Raw genomic sequence first — 14592 nt, 5'->3', positions numbered from 1 at the left:
GTGGGGGCGAGGGGGTCCTTCTGCTAGGCGGGGGTGTGCTCCGGGCCGGTGCCCGGGTGCAGCAGCGGACCGGTGTGGCCCGCGCCGCTGCCCAGCGCCGCGACGAACTCCCGCAGCAGGTCACCGCCGCTGTGCGTGGCCCGCCAGCCGAGCAGCGAGCGCGCCCGGGTTGTGTCCAGCGGTGGCACGCCGATGCCGAGGTCCAGCCAGCCGGGCTCGATCTGCAGCACGTGGGCCAGGAACGCCGCCTGCATGCCGGTGCGCAGCACGGCGGCGGGCACCGGGACCCGGCGGACCCCCAGCGCGCGCGCGATCCCGTCGGCGTCGAGGTCCGGCGGCGCGGACAGGTTGAACGGCCCCGGCGCCTGGCGGTCGAGGATGCGGGCGATCCCGTCGGCGACGTCGGCGCTGTGCACGAAGCCCAGGTGCAGGGAGCTCGGCAGCGGCAGGGGGAGCAGCTTGGCCACCGGCCCCGGCACCGCCCGGGCTGCGGGGAACAGCAGCGGGCCGAGGAAGTACCGGCCGATCTCGCTGGCGGCGTCGGGCTGCAGCACCAGGGTGGGCCGGGTGACCGAGACGGTCGTGGTCGGGTGCTCGGCGTCGAACGCGGCGACCATCTGCTCGCACTCGACCTTCTGCCGGCTGTACTGCGAGCTGGGCACGCCGGTGGCGGGCCAGTCCTCGCGGACCGGGTGCACCTGCGGCCCGGCGGCGTAGGTGCCGATCGAGGACATGTGCACCACGTGCGGCACCCCGGCGGCCCCGGCCGCGGCGAGGACCCGCCGGGTGCCCTCGATGTTCACCGCCTGCAGCACGTCTGGCCGCCGGTCGGGGATCAGCGCCCAGGCCAGGTGGACCACGGCGTCGGCCCCGGCGAGGAACTCGGCGAGCACCGGTTCGCTGTCCGGGGAGCCGAGGTCGGCGGAGAACCACCGCACCCCCGCGTAGGGCTCGGTCTCCGGCGGGCGGCGCCGGGCCAGGCCGCGCACCTCGCCCACCCCGGCGCCGGCGAGGGCACGCAGCAGCGCCGTGCCCACGTTGCCGCTGGCACCGGTGATCGCGACGGTCATGCCCGGGAGGAGTCCGCTGGTCAGCTCAGCCATGCAGGACCGCTACCCGGACACGCACACCGCTCAACCGCTGACCTCCACCCCCGGCCACCGACGATCAGGACGAGGTGCGCACGTGGGCGGTGATCAGCTCCCCGGTGCGCTCGGCGGCCAGCTCGGGGATCCAGTGATCGGCGTCCTCGAGGACCTCCAGGGCGTACGGCGCCTCGACGAACCGGGCGGTGGCCTCGGTCGCCGCCCGGCCCAGGAAGGCGTCGCGGGCGCCCCACACGTGCAGCGTCGGCACCTTGATCGTGCCCAGCGGCGTCCGGGCTCCGTAGGGGAGCGCGCGGTACCAGTTCAGCGCGGCGGTCAGCGCGCCCGGCTGCTGCATCCGGGCGACGTAGGAGTCGACGAGGTCCGGCGGCAGGCCACCCGAGCGCAGCATCCGCCGCAGCGCCGCGCCGCCCCCGGCCAGCAGCACGCCCTCCGGGACCAGCGGCAGCTGGAAGAAGCCCATGTAGGACGAGCGCAGCGCCTGGTCGCTGTGCACCAGCGCCTGGCTCATCGCGGCCGGGTGCGGCACCGACAGCGCGGTCAGCGTGCGCACCCGCCACGGGTGCCAGCCGGCCAGCGCCCAGGCCACGATGCCACCCCAGTCGTGCCCGACCACGTGGGCGCTCTGCAGGCCGGCGGCATCCAGCAGGGCCAGGACGTCGTCCACCAGCTCCCGCAGGGCGTAGGCCGACCGCCCCTCAGGCCGGGCGCGGGGGGAGTAACCGCGCTGGTCGGGGGCAAGCGTGCGCAGCCCGGCCGAGTGCAGCACCGGGCTCAACCGGTCGAACGCCCCGGCGTCCTGCGGGAAGCCGTGCAGCAGGACGACGGGGGCACCGTCGGCCGGGCCGGAGTCCCGGACGTCGAAGACGAGGTCGCCGCGGGAGAAGCTGTCCATGCACCCCACAGTGCCTGCTGCGCCGGGCCCGCGCACCCGGCGGTCGGGGCCGTCCGCGCACGTCGCGCGCGCGTCGGGGACGATGGGGGACGTGGTGGCATCTCCGACGGCAGAGCTGATCGTCCTGGTCGACGAGCAGGGGACGGCGATCGGCACGATGCCCAAGCCGCTGGTCCACCACGGTGAGACACCGCTGCACCGGGCCTTCTCGGCCTACCTGTTCGACGACGAGGCGCGGCTGCTGGTCACCCGCCGCGCGCAGACGAAGGCGACGTTCCCGGGCATGTGGACCAACACGGTGTGCGGGCACCCCGCGCCGGGGGAGACCGACACCGCGGCGATCGCCCGGCGGGCAGACTTCGAGCTCGGCCTCGGCGTGGCCGACCTGCGGCCCGCGGTGCCCTCCTACCGGTACCGCGCGGAGTTCCGCGGCGTGGTGGAGAACGAGATCTGCCCGGTCTACCTGGGGCGGTTCACCGGCACGCCCCGCCCGGACCCGAGCGAGGTCGGGGAGTGGGAGATGCTGGACTGGGCCACCTTCCGCGACCGGCAGGAGACCCAGCAGCACGACGACTGGTCCCCGTGGTGCCGCGAGCAGGCTCGCCTCATCGAGGCCGCCGGCCTGCTGACGGACCGCTGAAGGACCTCGCTGCCCCCACCACTCGCAGGCTCGCGGCGGGCCCCTGCAGCGAGGCCGTCAGGCGTTGACGACGAGGCGGACGGTGCAGCCGTCGCCGAACTCGTCGGCCGGGGAGGCGGTCAGGCTGTCGACCGAGCGGCGGGCGAGCCACAGCCCCATCCCGCCGACGGCCATGTCCCCGTGGGCGGGGCCGTAGCCGACCAGCGGGTCGTCGAAGCACGCACCGTGGTCGGTGATCGCGCACAGCAGCCGCTCCGGGGTGCACCACAGCCGCACGTCGACCGGCGGGATGCCGTGCTCGGCGGCGTTGGCGGTCACCTCGTCGATGGCCAGCACGAAGTCCTGCGCGGCGTCGGGGGACAGCGCGCTCTGGGCCAGCACCCGGTTCAGCGCCCGGCGCAGCACCCGCATGTCGTCGAGGTCGACCAGCGCCAGGGTGGGCTCGGTCGCCTCGAGCGGGTCGGGCTCCCCGGCCCGCTGCACCTCCCGCAGCAGCTCTTCGGGTGCGCGGTAGTCCGGGCTGGGCACCAGGCCCGCGTCGGTGAGCAGCCACGGGTGGGTCGCCCGGGCCATGGCAGCGGTGTCCGTGGCCTCGACGGCGGTCATCAGGCAGAGGTGGTCGACCGGCCGGTCGGCGAGCACGTGGTTGAGCAGCGCCTCGAACTGCAGCCACGACGACCCGGCGTCTTGCCGGCCGGGGCCGGTGACGAGGTTCAGGCGGCGACCGTCACCGGGCAGGTCGCGGTCGACCAGGTCGGCGATGGCGGCGAGTGCGTCCGGCGGCCGGTGGCCGATGGGCTCGGCCGGCACCACGTGGACGTCCTGGTCGCTGCCCAGCGCGGCGGCGAGGGCGGAGGCCATCGGGTCGGGGCAGGCGATCACCACGGGTTCGCCCATGGCGATCGCGCTCTTCAGGAACGGCCCCACCCGGTGGGCGACGTCCTCACGGCCGTTCATCACGTACCCGACGTGCCGGTACACCTGCTGGTCCTGGATCGGCTGCACCACGGAGCCCCCGTCTCTTGTCGGTTGCTTCGACGCCTCCACGTGTGCCCGCTGGATGCGCTCGGAACACATCCGTCACGCAGCTCACAGTGGCCACGGTGCGCCGCTCGGCGTTTCGGGGCGCGGGGGGTGGGACAGCGACAGGGGGTGAGCCCGCTCCCGGACGACCCGACGGCCGGGGCCCGGGCGGGCTGCCCGAAGCGGATGGTCTTCGGACCCTGCGGCGGCGTCCGGGACGACGGCCGGTGCGAGGTCGCCGAGCACGCCTGCGTCTTCCTGGCCCCACCGCTGCCCCGCTGGACCGACACCACCCCGGTGGCACCCGCACCGAGGCCGGGTGGGCTGCTGGAGCGGGCCCGGTCCCGCCCGGTCGTGCTCGCCGACCTCACCGTTGCCCCCTTCGACCCGGCGTCGGTGCGGTCGGTGGTGCGCACCCTGGGCCCGGTCAGCGACGGCCTGCTCGTCGGGGAGCACCAGGGCCGGCCCGACCTGCCGCCCACCCTGATGGCGCAGGAGGTCCTCGCCGCCGGTGGCCGGCCGTGGACGACGCTGGCCTGCCGGGACCGCAACCGCCTGGTGCTCGAGCAGGAGCTCGCCGGGCTGGCGGCCGTCGGTGTCGACGGGGTGCTGTGCGTGACCGGCGACGGCCGGCGGACCGGGGTGCGCTCGGAGGTCACGTCGGTGTTCGACCTCGACGGCACCCGGCTGACCGCGCTGGCGACCGCGGCCGGGCTGTCCGCCGCGGTGCCGGAGTCACCGGACGCGCCACCGGTGCCGCAGCGGCCGGACCGGGTCGCGGAGAAGCAGCGCGCCGGCGCCCAGCTCTGCGTGCTCAACCACGTCGGCAGCGCAGCCCGGCTCGCGGAGTTCCTCGCCGCGGCGCGTGCCGCCGGGGCGACGCTGCCGTTCATCGCCGCGGTCGCCGTCTACACCGACGAGCGGTCCGCCCGCGTGCTGCAGCGGTTCCCGGGCCTGCACCTGGACGACGACCAGGTCGAGCGGGTGCTCGCCGCTCCGGACACCGTCGCCGCCGGCATCGAGGCGGCGGTGACGGAGGCGCGGGCGCTGCTGGCGGTGCCGGGGGTGGTCGGGGTGAACCTGTCGGGGCTCGCGTCGGCCTCCGGCGAGGAGAGGGCGGCAGCGGTCAAGGCCGAGGTGGCCACGAGGATCCGGGAGGGCGTCGGATGAGCGAGCTGGCGAGTGAGGCGATGGAGTCCGAGTTCGGCACGGTGGCCGGCTGGACGGAGGAGGCGGTGCTCGCGCTGGGACCGGAGCACGCCGTCCCGGCCGGCTGCCGGGGCAGCGGGAGCGAGGGGGCGCTGCGCTGGCTGGCCGACGCCCTCGACGTCCGGCCGGGGGACAGGGTGCTCGACTCCGGCGCCGGGGTCGGCGGTCCCGCCGGGTGGCTGGCCACCGAGCGCGGGGTGCGGCCGGTCTGCGCCGAGCCGATGGCCCCGGCGGTGCACGCCAGCCGGAGGCTGTTCGGGCTGCCGTCGGTGGTCGCGCTGAGCCAGCGCCTGCCCTTCGCCGACGACGCGTTCGACGCGGCGTGGTGCCTCGGCGTGCTGTGCACCACCGAGGAGAAGGCGGACCTGGTCGGTGAGCTGCGCCGGGTGCTCGTCGACGGCGGCCGGCTGGGCCTGCTGGTGTTCGTCGCCGACGAGCCGCTGCCGCCGCCGCTGCCGGAGGGCAACAGCTTCCCCTCGTCGGAGGAGGTGGACCGGCTGCTGGCCGCGGCCGGGTTCCGGGTCACCGGCGCCGCCGACGCCGACCTGGCCGACAGCCCGCAGGAGTGGAAGGACCGGGCCGACGCCGTCGACGAGGAGGTCGAGCGTCGGCACGGTGAGGACCCGGCCTGGGCCGAGGCCGAGGAGCAGTCCGGTCGGGTCGGCCGGCTGCTGGGCTCCGGAGCGCTGCGCCCCCGGCTGATCGCCGCCGTCGCCACCTGACGCCCCGGGGGCCAGGTCGGCCACCATGGCCCCCGGGCATGGCTCGGGACGCCCCGGTGTTGGACACCCCGTGCACGCGGACGTCGTCGTGATCGGGGCCGGTCAGGCGGGGTTGTCGGCGGCGTACGCGCTGCACCGGGCCGGTGCGGACTTCGTGGTGCTCGACGCGAACGCCGCCCCGGGCGGGGCCTGGCAGCACCGCTGGCCCTCGCTCCGGCTGGACAGGGCGCACCGGGTCCACCCGCTGCCCGGCCTGCCGCTGCCCCACGCCGACCCGGCCGACCCGGCCAGCGAGGTCGTGGCCGGGTACTTCGCCGACTACGAGCGGCGCTTCGACCTGCCGGTGCACCGCCCGGTCGCCGTCCGCTCGGTGCACGCCACCGACGACGGCTTCCGGTTGGACACCGGCGAGGGCGAGTGGACGGCGCGCGGGCTGCTGAACGCCACCGGCACCTGGACCCGCCCGTTCTGGCCGGCCTACCCGGGCCGCGAGGCGTTCACCGGGCGCCAGCTGCACGCCGCCGACTACCGCGGCGCGGAGGAGTTCCGCGGCCAGCACGTGGTCGTGGTCGGCGGCGGGACCTCGGCGGTGCAGCAGCTGATCGAGATCAGCGAGGTCACCACGACCACCTGGGTGACCCGGCGGCCACCGGTCTGGCGCACCGGCGGCTTCGACGAGGACGCCGGCCGGGCCGCGGTCGCCCTGGTCGACGAGCGGGTCCGCGCCGGGCTGCCGCCGGGCAGCGTGGTCGGCGTGACCGGGCTGGTGGAGACCGACGCGGTCCTCGCCGCCCGGGCCCGCGGCGTGCTGGACCGGCTGCCGGTGTTCGACCGGCTCACCGCCGACGGGGTCGCCTGGGACGACGGTCGCTCCGTCCGCGCCGACGTCGTCCTGTGGGCGACCGGTTTCCGCGCCGCCCTGGACCACCTGGCGCCGCTGCGCCTGCGCGGCCCCGGCGGCGGGATCGCGATGGACGGCACCCGCGTCGTCGCCGAGCCCCGGCTGCACCTGGTCGGCTACGGCCCCTCGGCCAGCACCATCGGCGCGAACCGGGCGGGCCCGAGCGCCGTCCGGGAGCTGCTGCGGACGCTCGCGGCCACCGACGCCGCGGCCTGACGGTTCAGCGCGGTGCCCACCAGGTAGGACAGGGGCATGAGCGAACTCCCCGACACCGCGATGGCCACCGGGAACGACGAGAGCGAGCCGGGGCAGCCCGACACCCGACCGCTGGCGAAGGACGAGCGCACGCTGCTCGAGGAGCTGAGGAGGTCGGCCGACGGGTCCGGCGAGCCGGCCGTCGAGGACGGCCCGGAGATGGCTGCGGCTGCCGGGGACGACGCACCGCTGCCCGTCGCCACGGCCGGCGACGGGCAGGCCGGTGACGGGCTGGACCCGGAGTTCACCGACCGCTGAGGCGCCGGCTCAACCGGTGCGCCCCTGGGGCGTGAGCCGCACGGCCACCAGGGCGACGTCGTCCTCGGCGCCGCCGGGCACCAGCCGGGCGAGGAGCTGGTCGACCAGCCGGTCGACCGGCTCCTGCCACAGCGCGCCGAGCTCCGTGCGCAGCTGTTCGATCCCGTCGTCGAACAGCTGGTCCCGGCGCTCGACGAGGCCGTCGGTGTAGAGCAGCGCCGTCGCCCCGCGCGGGAGCGTGAGCACGTGGTCCTGGCGCGCCGCCCCGGCGTCGACGCCCAGCAGCAGGTCCGGCCTGGGGCTGTCGAGCACCGAGACGGTGCCGTCCGGGCCGGCGATCACCGGCGGCAGGTGCCCGGCGTTCGACCAGCGGAGCCGGGTGACCCCGGCCGCCCGCTCCTGGTCGGTCTGCTCCAGGCGGGCCACCAGCACCGACGCCATCGTCGCCAGCTGCAGGCCGTCGATCGCCCGGTCCAGCCGGGTCAGCACCCCGGCCGGGCTGTCCGCGCTGTCGTAGGTGATGCCTCGCAGCAGCCCGCGCAGCTGCCCCATGCAGGCCGCCGCCTCGGTGTCGTGACCGACGACGTCGCCGATCACCAGCACGGTCGCGCCGTCGGGCTGCTGGAACACGTCGTACCAGTCGCCGCCGACCTGCGAGTCCCGGGCCGCGGGCACGTACCGCACCGCGAAGTGCAGGTGGTCGGGGTCCGGCGGCTCCGACAGCAGGCTGCGCTGCAGGGTGAGCGCCGTCCGGGCGACCCGCCGGGACCGGGCGTACAGCGCCTCGAGCAGGTGGGTGCGCAGCTCCCCGGCCTCGGAGAGCTCGGCCGGCGTCCAGGGCTCGGCCTGGTCGCGGACGGTCTCCTGCCAGCGGTCGAAGGACTTCCGCGGGGACAGCCGGATCGCGTCGCCCTCGCGCTCGGCGATCGCCTTGTTGTGCGGGTCGCCGCCCCAGTCGACCGCGTGCACCTTCTCCACCCGGGTCCAGATGACGAACTGGCCCTCGGGCAGCGGCAGCGCCAGCACGCCGCAGGCCACCTCACCGGGGACGCCGAGCGCCGGGGCGACCAGCGGCAGCCGGTCGGTGCTCACCACGTCGCCGCCCTGGTGCCCGGCCCAGGCGGCGAGCGCGCTGGTGACCTCCGCCGTCAGCGGCACCCCCGCGCTGCCGGTCGAGCCCTGCAGGCTGACCACCACGGAGTCCGCCGGCAGCACGTCGAGCAGCCCCGGGCGGCCGAGCACGGTCTCGGCCAGCGGCCGGTCCTCGTCCAGCGCGGCGGCGGTCAGCCAGGCCATCGTGGAGCGGACCCGCAGCGCGCGGCGGTGCTCCTCGTCCTCGGTCCGGTCGACCAGCCGCAGCGACAGGGTCGAGCCGAGGAACTCCGCGGCTGCCCGGGTCGCGTACGGCGGGGCGTGCGGCCCGGAGTGGTGGTGGCAGGCGATGAGGCCCCAGAGCCTGTCGTCGCGCAGCAGCGAGATCGACATCGAGGCGCCCACGCCCATGTTCTGCAGGTACTCGCAGTGGATGGGGGAGACGCTGCGCAGCGTCGAGTAGGTCAGGTCCAGCGGCTGCCCGGTGGCGGGCAGGTCGACCGGCTCCAGCCGCGAGGGCGTGTAGCGCACGTCGGAGATGAGCCGGATCCAGTTCTTCTCGTACAGCGCCCGGGCCTGGGCCGGGATGTCCGAGGCGGGGTAGTGCAGCCCGAGGAAGGAGTTCAGCTCCGGCAGCTTGGCCTCGGCGACGACCTCGCCGTTGTGGTCGGCGTCGTAGCGGTAGACCATCACCCGGTCGAACCCGGTGAGCGTGCGGACCGCCTCGGCGGTGATGTCGTAGAGCTCCTGCAGCGAGCTGGCCCGGTTCAGCTCGGCGATCGTCCCGCGCACCGCCTGGTAGGTGTTCGGGAAGGAGAACGGCCGCGGGCCGTACGCCGGCTCCAGCTCGACGACGAGCGTGCTGCCGACCGGCTGGCCGCCGACCGCGGCGGTCCCGTCGTGCGTGGCCCGGTGCAGGATCGCGTCGACCGGGCACGGGGTGCCGTCGCAGTCGAGGACCAGCTCGATCGGGTTGCGTTCCCGCAGGTCGCCGAACGCGCTGGCCGACCGGGCGATCGCCTGGGCCGGCACGACGCCGACCACCTCGGCCAGCGGCCGGCCCAGCGCATCGTCCCAGGCCGTGCCGACGACGTCGGCGAGGTTGCGGGAGACCTGGCGGACGACCATGTCGGGTTCGCTGACCGCGAGCAGCACCCCTCGGGGCTGGATGCTGCCGGGGACGTGGATCGGCTCCCGCTCGCAGTTGGTCAGGTCGACCGGCTCGCCGGGGGCCAGCCAGGTGCCGGTCCGCAGTTGGTCCGTCATGCCTGGGCCCCGTTCGCGGAGGACGGCCGCCGGTGCTCGACGGGGAGCGGCGCGCCGCACCAGGAGGCCAGCGCACCGAAGGTCTGCCGGGCAGCACCGACCAGCCGGCCGGCGTTGCCACCGGCGGCGACCCGGGCGCGGGTCACCGTGCGGAAGGCGTGCCACATGGCGCCGGTCTGCTCACCGTAGGGCGAGAAGCTGCGCAGCCGGCCGGTGCCGGCCAGCTGCGGCAGCGTGGCGAGGTGCCGGTCGATGAACACGCCACCGAGCGAGGAGCCCTCCAGCACGTACAGCCGGCCGAGCGCCGCATCGGTGCCGGTCACCTCGGGCAGCTCGGGCACGGCGTCGGCCGGGCCGGCGCCGAGGGCGACGAGGTCCGCGCTGAACAGGTGTGACCGCCGGCGGCGTGCCCACCCGACCGAGCCGGCGTCGGCCGGCTCGGCGGCGGCCCAGTCGTCCAACCCGGACTCGGCGGCCTGCCAGAAGCCGTGCATCCGGGTGAGGACGTCGACCAGCCGGTCCCGGGTCAGGTCGGCCGAGAGCAGGTCCAGGGTGTCCTCGACCGCCTGGTGCTCGGCTGCGGTCTCCGTCCGCAGCCGGCGCAGCACGTCGTCTCCTGGCACCCCGGTCCCGTCGTCGATGCCGCCGTACCCCCGACCGGGATGACGCACGTCATGAGCCTAGGTCACGGTCGGGGCCGGGGACCCCGTCCTGGCGCCGCGGGCGTGAGCCGGGCCGCACGCACCCCCAGGTGCAGCAGCAGCCGGTCGCCCCCGTCGGCGAGGTCCAGGCCGGTGAGCTCCTGGACCCGGCCCAGCCGGTAGTACAGCGTCTGCCGGTGGATGCACAGCTGGGTCGCGGCGCGCTGCGGACTGCCGGCGCAGTCCAGCCACACCTCTGCCGTCCGGGAGAGCACGGGGTCGGCGAGCAGGGCGGTCAGCGAGGGGTCCGGGCCGCCGACCGCGGCGACCTGCCGCCAGGCGCCGAGCTCCGACCAGGACGCCGCCGGTGCGAGCCGCGGGTCGATCGCCGCCACCCGGGCCGCCGTGCGGGCCTCGTGCCACTGCGCGGGGAGGTCGCCGCAGCCGAGCCGGGCGGCGGCCACGCCGGCCGTGCTGCCCGGCGGCAGCCCGCCGAGGGCGGCGCCGCTGAGCGCACCGGCCGGCCGCGGGTCGCCGTCGCCGGGCAGCGGCAGCAGCACCGCCACCTCCGCGCCGCCGGCCAGCACCGCGGGGACCGCGCCCGCACCCGGCGGAACCCAGCCGGTGGGCAGACCGGGAGCGGCGGGGAGCAGCGCCACCAGGGTCACCGCGCTGGCCGGGCCGAGCGCCTCGGTCAGCGACCGGGCCGCGCGCTGCGGCGCGGGCCCGGTGAGCACGGCGCGCAGGGCGGCGGACAAGTCGTCCGCGCCGGGGCGTCCCTCGGCCAGCAGCCGCCCCGCCTCGGCGGCGAGGAGCACGGCCTCGGACAGCCCCGGGGCCGTCGGGTCACCGACGTCGGTGCGGCCCTCGTCGAGCAACCAGAGCCAGCCGTGCAGGCGGCCGTCGGCGCGCACCGGGACGCAGAGCCGGGTGAGGATGCCGGCGGCGGGGTCGGCCGGCACCCGCACGGGGGCGGTCGCGGCGGTGATGCCGTGGCTCTCGAACCACGCCCGCACCTCGGGGGTGGAGCTGCGGCCGAGGATCGAGCGGGCCCGGACGGCGTCCATCGTCGCGCCGGGGGTGGCCGGGCCGGTGCCGTCGTGGGCGCAGAAGGCCAGCAGGGTGAACTCGCGGTCCTCCAGCGTCGCCGGGGCGCCGAGCACCCGGGAGACCTCGTCCACCAGGTCCTGCAGGTCGTCGCGCACCCGGGCTCCTCCCGCCGCTGTTCAGACAATCGTACGAGGCGATCGCGGCGAGTCCGGACATCTGTCGCTGGTGCGGCGAGGGCGTCGTCCCTAGCGTTCTGGTCAGGTCCGGTCCCCAGCTGGAGGTCGTCGTGCTCACCCAGAAGGCCCTGCTCGCCGCCTCCCGCCGCCCCGCGCTCCGCCGCGTGGTCACCGGCACGCCGGTCACCCGCCGGGTGGTCGACCGGTTCGTCGCCGGGGAGGCGCTGACCGACGCGCTGGCCGCGGTCCGGGCGCTGGCCGCCGACGGCCTCGCCGTGACGCTGGACCACCTCGGCGAGGACGTCCCGGACCGGACCGCGGCCGCGCGGTCGAGGGACGCCTACCTGGCGCTGCTCGACGGGCTCGCGCCGCTGCAGCTGGGCCGGCGGGCCGAGGTGTCGGTGAAGCTGTCGGCGTTCGGGCAGGCGCTCCCGGTCGGCGGCCACGACGTCGCGCTGGAGCTGGTCCGCCCGGTCGTGGAGGCGGCGACGGCGATGGGCACCACGGTCACCCTCGACATGGAGGACTCCGCGACGGTCGACTCGACACTCGCCGTCCTGACCGAGCTGCGCCGCGACCACCCCGGCACCGGCGCGGTGCTGCAGGCGATGCTGCACCGCACCGAGGACGACGCCCGCGCCCTCGCCGTCCCCGGGTCCCGGGTGCGGCTGGTCAAGGGCGCCTACCGGGAGCCGGCGGGCGTGGCGCACCAGGACAAGGCCGACGTCGACGCGGCCTACGCCCGCTGCCTGGAGGTGCTGGTCCGCGGCGGCGGGTACCCGATGGCCGGCACCCACGACCCGGCGATGATCGAGCGGCTGCTGGCCCTGGTCGCCGAGACCGGCCGCACCCCGGACAGCTACGAGTTCCAGCTGCTCTACGGCATCCGGCCCGACGAGCAGCTCCGGCTGGCCGCCGCCGGCCACACCGTGCGCGCCTACGTGCCCTACGGCGCCGACTGGTACGGCTACTTCATGCGCCGGCTGGCCGAGCGCCCCGCCAACCTGCAGTTCTTCCTCCGCTCCCTCGCCACCAAGTCCTAGTCCACCGCTCTTCGCCAAAAGCGTGCTTTTGGCGGAACGTCCACCGCTGAGGAGCCCTCCATGGACGCCGTCACCCAGATCCCCGCGCCGCGCAACGAGACCGTCAAGGACTACGCCCCCGGCTCGCCGGAGCGGGCGGAGCTGCAGCAGCGGCTCACCGAGCTCGCCGGCGCACCGGTCGAGCTGACCGCCACCATCGGCGGGCAGCAGCGGATGGCCCGCGGCGCGGCGTTCGACGTGGTCGCCCCCCACCGGCACGCCCAGGTGCTGGGCACGTCTGCCGCGGCCACCGCGGCCGACGCCGAGGACGCCGTCCGGTGCGCCAAGCAGGCCGCCCCGGGCTGGTCCGAGCTCTCCTTCGACGACCGGGCTGCGGTGTTCCTCAAGGCCGCCGACCTGCTGGCCGGGCCGTGGCGGCAGACGCTCAACGCCGCCACGATGCTCGGCCAGAGCAAGACCGCCTACCAGGCCGAGATCGACGCCGCCTGCGAGCTGATCGACTTCTGGCGCTACAACGTGCACTTCGCCCGCGGCATCCTCGCCGAGCAGCCGGTGTCCAGCCCCGGTGTGTGGAACCGGGTGGACCACCGCCCGCTCGAGGGCTTCGTGTACGCAGTCACGCCGTTCAACTTCACCGCGATCGCCGGCAACCTGCCCACCGCGCCCGCGCTGATGGGCAACACCGTCGTGTGGAAGCCCGCGCCGACCCAGCAGCTGGCCGCACACCTCACGATGCGGCTGCTCGAGGCGGCTGGGCTCCCGCCGGGCGTGATCAACATGCTGCCCGGCGACGGGATCGCGGTCTCCGACGTCGTCCTCGCCGACCGGGACCTCGCCGGCATCCACTTCACCGGCTCGACCCCGGTGTTCCAGCACCTGTGGCGCACCGTGGGGGAGAACATCGCCTCCTACCGCGGGTACCCGCGGATCGTCGGCGAGACCGGCGGCAAGGACTTCATCGTGGCCCACCCCTCCGCCGACCCGGACGTGCTGCGCACCGCGATGATCCGCGGCGCGTTCGAGTACCAGGGGCAGAAGTGCTCGGCGGCCTCCCGGGCCTACGTCCCGCGCAGCGTGTGGGCCCAGGTCCGCGACGACCTCATCGGCACCGTCGAGGAGCTGCCGATGGGCGACGTCAGCGACTTCTCCAACTTCATGGGCGCGGTCATCGACGGCCGGTCGTTCAGCAAGCTGTCGAAGGTGCTGGACGCCGCGCAGGGCGACGACGCGCTGACCGTCGTCGCCGGCGGCACGGTCGACGACAGCGAGGGCTGGTTCGTCCGGCCGACCGTCATCGAGGGCACCGACCCGGAGCACGAGGTGTTCACCACCGAGTACTTCGGCCCGGTCCTCGCCGTGCACGTCTACGACGACGCCGACTACGACACGGTGCTGACGCAGATGGAGTCGGTGGCGCCCTACGCCCTCACCGGCTCGGTCATCGCCCAGGACCGGACGGCGATCGCGCACGCCCAGCGGTTCCTCCGCAACGCCGCCGGCAACTTCTACGTCAACGACAAGCCGACCGGCGCCGTCGTCGGGCAGCAGCCCTTCGGTGGCGGCCGCGCGTCCGGCACGAACGACAAGGCGGGCGCGCCGCAGAACCTGCAGCGCTGGACCAGCACCCGGTCGATCAAGGAGACCTTCGCCCCGGCGACCGACCACCGTTACCCCTACATGGCATGAGGACCCCCTCGCCCCCCACCACTCGCGAGCTCGCGGCGGGACCCTGCGAGGGGGCCGCAACATCGGGGTCAGCTGGCGGCGGCCCCGCGCTCGCGCCGGAGGTCGCTCAGCAGCTCGGTGACGGACTCGGCGAGCGGGGCGTCGCCGGCGATGACGTCGCCCGGCTCGTCCTCGGCCAGCGGTTCCAGGGTGGCCAGCTGGCTGTCCAGCAGGGACGGCGGCATGTAGTGCCCCTGCCGCTCCGCCAGCCGGTCGGCGAGCACCTGCTGGGACACCTCCATGTGAGCGAACCAGACCGACGGGTGCCCGTTGCGCAGCAGGTCGCGGTAGCTGCGCTTGAGCGCTGAGCAGGTGAGGACCAGCGAGGTCCCGGCGGCCTCGTGCTCACCGATCACCTCGGCGATCCTGCGCAGCCACGGCCAGCGGTCCTCGTCGTCCAGCGGGTGGCCGGCCGCCATCTTGGCGACGTTGGCCTCCGGGTGCAGGTCGTCGCCCTCGATGTACTCCCAGCCCAATTGCCGGATGAGCTCCCGCGCGGCGCTCGTCTTGCCGGACCCGGACACCCCCATGACGACGATCGAGGTGGTCGCCGGGATGCTGGGCGGAAAGTCCATGCGCTGACCGTAGGG

Annotated in this window: 14 protein-coding genes; 7 read left to right on the top strand and 7 right to left on the bottom strand. The window is 75.6% G+C overall.

Translation table 11 applies throughout. The annotated features are described in order from the left end of the window. Positions 1-23 precede the first annotated feature (23 nt). Positions 24-1103 carry an NAD-dependent epimerase/dehydratase family protein gene (locus tag FHL80_RS06540; RefSeq protein WP_138732645.1) on the bottom strand — a complete coding sequence of 360 codons (1080 nt, stop codon included), beginning with the start codon at positions 1101-1103 and terminating at the stop codon, positions 24-26. A 64-nt stretch (positions 1104-1167) separates the two neighbouring features. Continuing rightward, entirely contained in the window at positions 1168-2001 is an 834-nt protein-coding gene (locus FHL80_RS06535; protein WP_138732644.1) for an alpha/beta fold hydrolase, read from the bottom strand. An 82-nt stretch (positions 2002-2083) separates the two neighbouring features. Between FHL80_RS06535 and idi the strand changes: the two genes are divergently transcribed. After that, the gene (gene idi / locus FHL80_RS06530) at positions 2084-2641 is read left to right on the top strand and encodes an isopentenyl-diphosphate Delta-isomerase (RefSeq protein WP_138732696.1); all 558 of its coding nucleotides are present in this window, start codon (positions 2084-2086) and stop codon (positions 2639-2641) included. Between the two features lie 57 nt (positions 2642-2698). On the opposite strand, the gene FHL80_RS06525 is transcribed toward idi, so the two are convergent. Then, positions 2699-3649: an anti-sigma factor RsbA family regulatory protein gene (locus tag FHL80_RS06525; protein WP_216870491.1), complete on the bottom strand. Its 951-nt coding sequence runs from the start codon at positions 3647-3649 to the stop codon at positions 2699-2701. A gap of 144 nt (positions 3650-3793) precedes the next feature. On the opposite strand from FHL80_RS06525, the gene FHL80_RS06520 reads away from it, so the two are divergent. From FHL80_RS06520 to FHL80_RS06505, 4 genes are all read left to right on the top strand, one after another. Continuing rightward, positions 3794-4834, top strand: a complete 1041-nt coding sequence (locus tag FHL80_RS06520) for a methylenetetrahydrofolate reductase C-terminal domain-containing protein (protein WP_138732642.1) — start codon at positions 3794-3796, stop codon at positions 4832-4834. After that, the gene (locus FHL80_RS06515) at positions 4831-5595 is read left to right on the top strand and encodes a class I SAM-dependent methyltransferase (RefSeq protein ID WP_246078500.1); all 765 of its coding nucleotides are present in this window, start codon (positions 4831-4833) and stop codon (positions 5593-5595) included. The genes FHL80_RS06520 and FHL80_RS06515 overlap by 4 nt, the downstream gene beginning before the upstream one ends. 70 nt (positions 5596-5665) lie before the next feature. Beyond that, on the top strand, positions 5666-6712 hold the full coding sequence (locus FHL80_RS06510; protein WP_216870490.1) for an FAD-dependent oxidoreductase: 1047 nt from the start codon (positions 5666-5668) through the stop codon (positions 6710-6712). A 36-nt stretch (positions 6713-6748) separates the two neighbouring features. Next, the gene (locus FHL80_RS06505; RefSeq protein ID WP_138732640.1) at positions 6749-7009 is read left to right on the top strand and encodes a hypothetical protein; all 261 of its coding nucleotides are present in this window, start codon (positions 6749-6751) and stop codon (positions 7007-7009) included. Between the two features lie 9 nt (positions 7010-7018). Here FHL80_RS06505 and FHL80_RS06500 read toward each other — a convergent pair whose 3' ends face one another. Genes FHL80_RS06500 through FHL80_RS26670 form a run of 3 tightly spaced genes read right to left on the bottom strand, consistent with a single transcriptional unit; the run spans position 7019 to position 11213 of the window. Then, positions 7019-9367 (bottom strand): SpoIIE family protein phosphatase, encoded by a 2349-nt coding sequence (locus FHL80_RS06500; protein WP_138732639.1) that lies wholly within the window; start codon positions 9365-9367, stop codon positions 7019-7021. After that, positions 9364-10038, bottom strand: a complete 675-nt coding sequence (locus tag FHL80_RS06495; RefSeq protein ID WP_246078499.1) for a biliverdin-producing heme oxygenase — start codon at positions 10036-10038, stop codon at positions 9364-9366. The genes FHL80_RS06500 and FHL80_RS06495 overlap by 4 nt, the downstream gene beginning before the upstream one ends. Before the next feature lie 14 nt (positions 10039-10052). Continuing rightward, complete coding sequence (locus FHL80_RS26670) at positions 10053-11213, bottom strand: PucR family transcriptional regulator (RefSeq protein ID WP_138732638.1); 1161 nt, start codon at positions 11211-11213, stop codon at positions 10053-10055. 131 nt (positions 11214-11344) lie between these two features. Between FHL80_RS26670 and FHL80_RS06485 the strand changes: the two genes are divergently transcribed. Continuing rightward, positions 11345-12277 (top strand): proline dehydrogenase family protein, encoded by a 933-nt coding sequence (locus FHL80_RS06485; protein WP_138732637.1) that lies wholly within the window; start codon positions 11345-11347, stop codon positions 12275-12277. 60 nt (positions 12278-12337) lie between these two features. Continuing rightward, complete coding sequence (pruA, locus tag FHL80_RS06480) at positions 12338-13963, top strand: L-glutamate gamma-semialdehyde dehydrogenase (RefSeq protein ID WP_138732636.1); 1626 nt, start codon at positions 12338-12340, stop codon at positions 13961-13963. A gap of 68 nt (positions 13964-14031) precedes the next feature. Here pruA and FHL80_RS06475 read toward each other — a convergent pair whose 3' ends face one another. After that, a complete protein-coding gene (locus FHL80_RS06475; RefSeq protein WP_138732635.1) occupies positions 14032-14577 on the bottom strand; it encodes a gluconokinase in 546 nt (181 codons plus the stop codon). Positions 14578-14592: the final 15 nt, after the last annotated feature.

It is taken from the genome of Modestobacter excelsi, assembly GCF_005930495.1.
In the GTDB taxonomy this organism is placed as follows: Bacteria; Actinomycetota; Actinomycetes; order Mycobacteriales; family Geodermatophilaceae; genus Modestobacter; species Modestobacter excelsi.
The sequence above is the reverse complement of the archived record's forward strand: the minus strand, read 5'-3'. Positions and strand labels throughout refer to the sequence as shown.

Excerpts from the sequence above, each read along its gene's own strand:
- FHL80_RS06535 (WP_138732644.1), bottom strand. The coding sequence starts at position 2,001 with ATGGACAGCTTCTCCCGCGGCGACCTCGTCTTCGACGTCCGGGACTCC.
- FHL80_RS06505 (WP_138732640.1), top strand. The coding sequence starts at position 6,749 with ATGAGCGAACTCCCCGACACCGCGATGGCCACCGGGAACGACGAGAGC.
- FHL80_RS06540 (WP_138732645.1), bottom strand. The coding sequence starts at position 1,103 with ATGGCTGAGCTGACCAGCGGACTCCTCCCGGGCATGACCGTCGCGATC.
- FHL80_RS06475 (WP_138732635.1), bottom strand. The coding sequence starts at position 14,577 with ATGGACTTTCCGCCCAGCATCCCGGCGACCACCTCGATCGTCGTCATG.
- pruA (WP_138732636.1), top strand. The coding sequence starts at position 12,338 with ATGGACGCCGTCACCCAGATCCCCGCGCCGCGCAACGAGACCGTCAAG.
- FHL80_RS06515 (WP_246078500.1), top strand. The coding sequence starts at position 4,831 with ATGAGCGAGCTGGCGAGTGAGGCGATGGAGTCCGAGTTCGGCACGGTG.
- idi (WP_138732696.1), top strand. The coding sequence starts at position 2,084 with ATGGGGGACGTGGTGGCATCTCCGACGGCAGAGCTGATCGTCCTGGTC.
- FHL80_RS06500 (WP_138732639.1), bottom strand. The coding sequence starts at position 9,367 with ATGACGGACCAACTGCGGACCGGCACCTGGCTGGCCCCCGGCGAGCCG.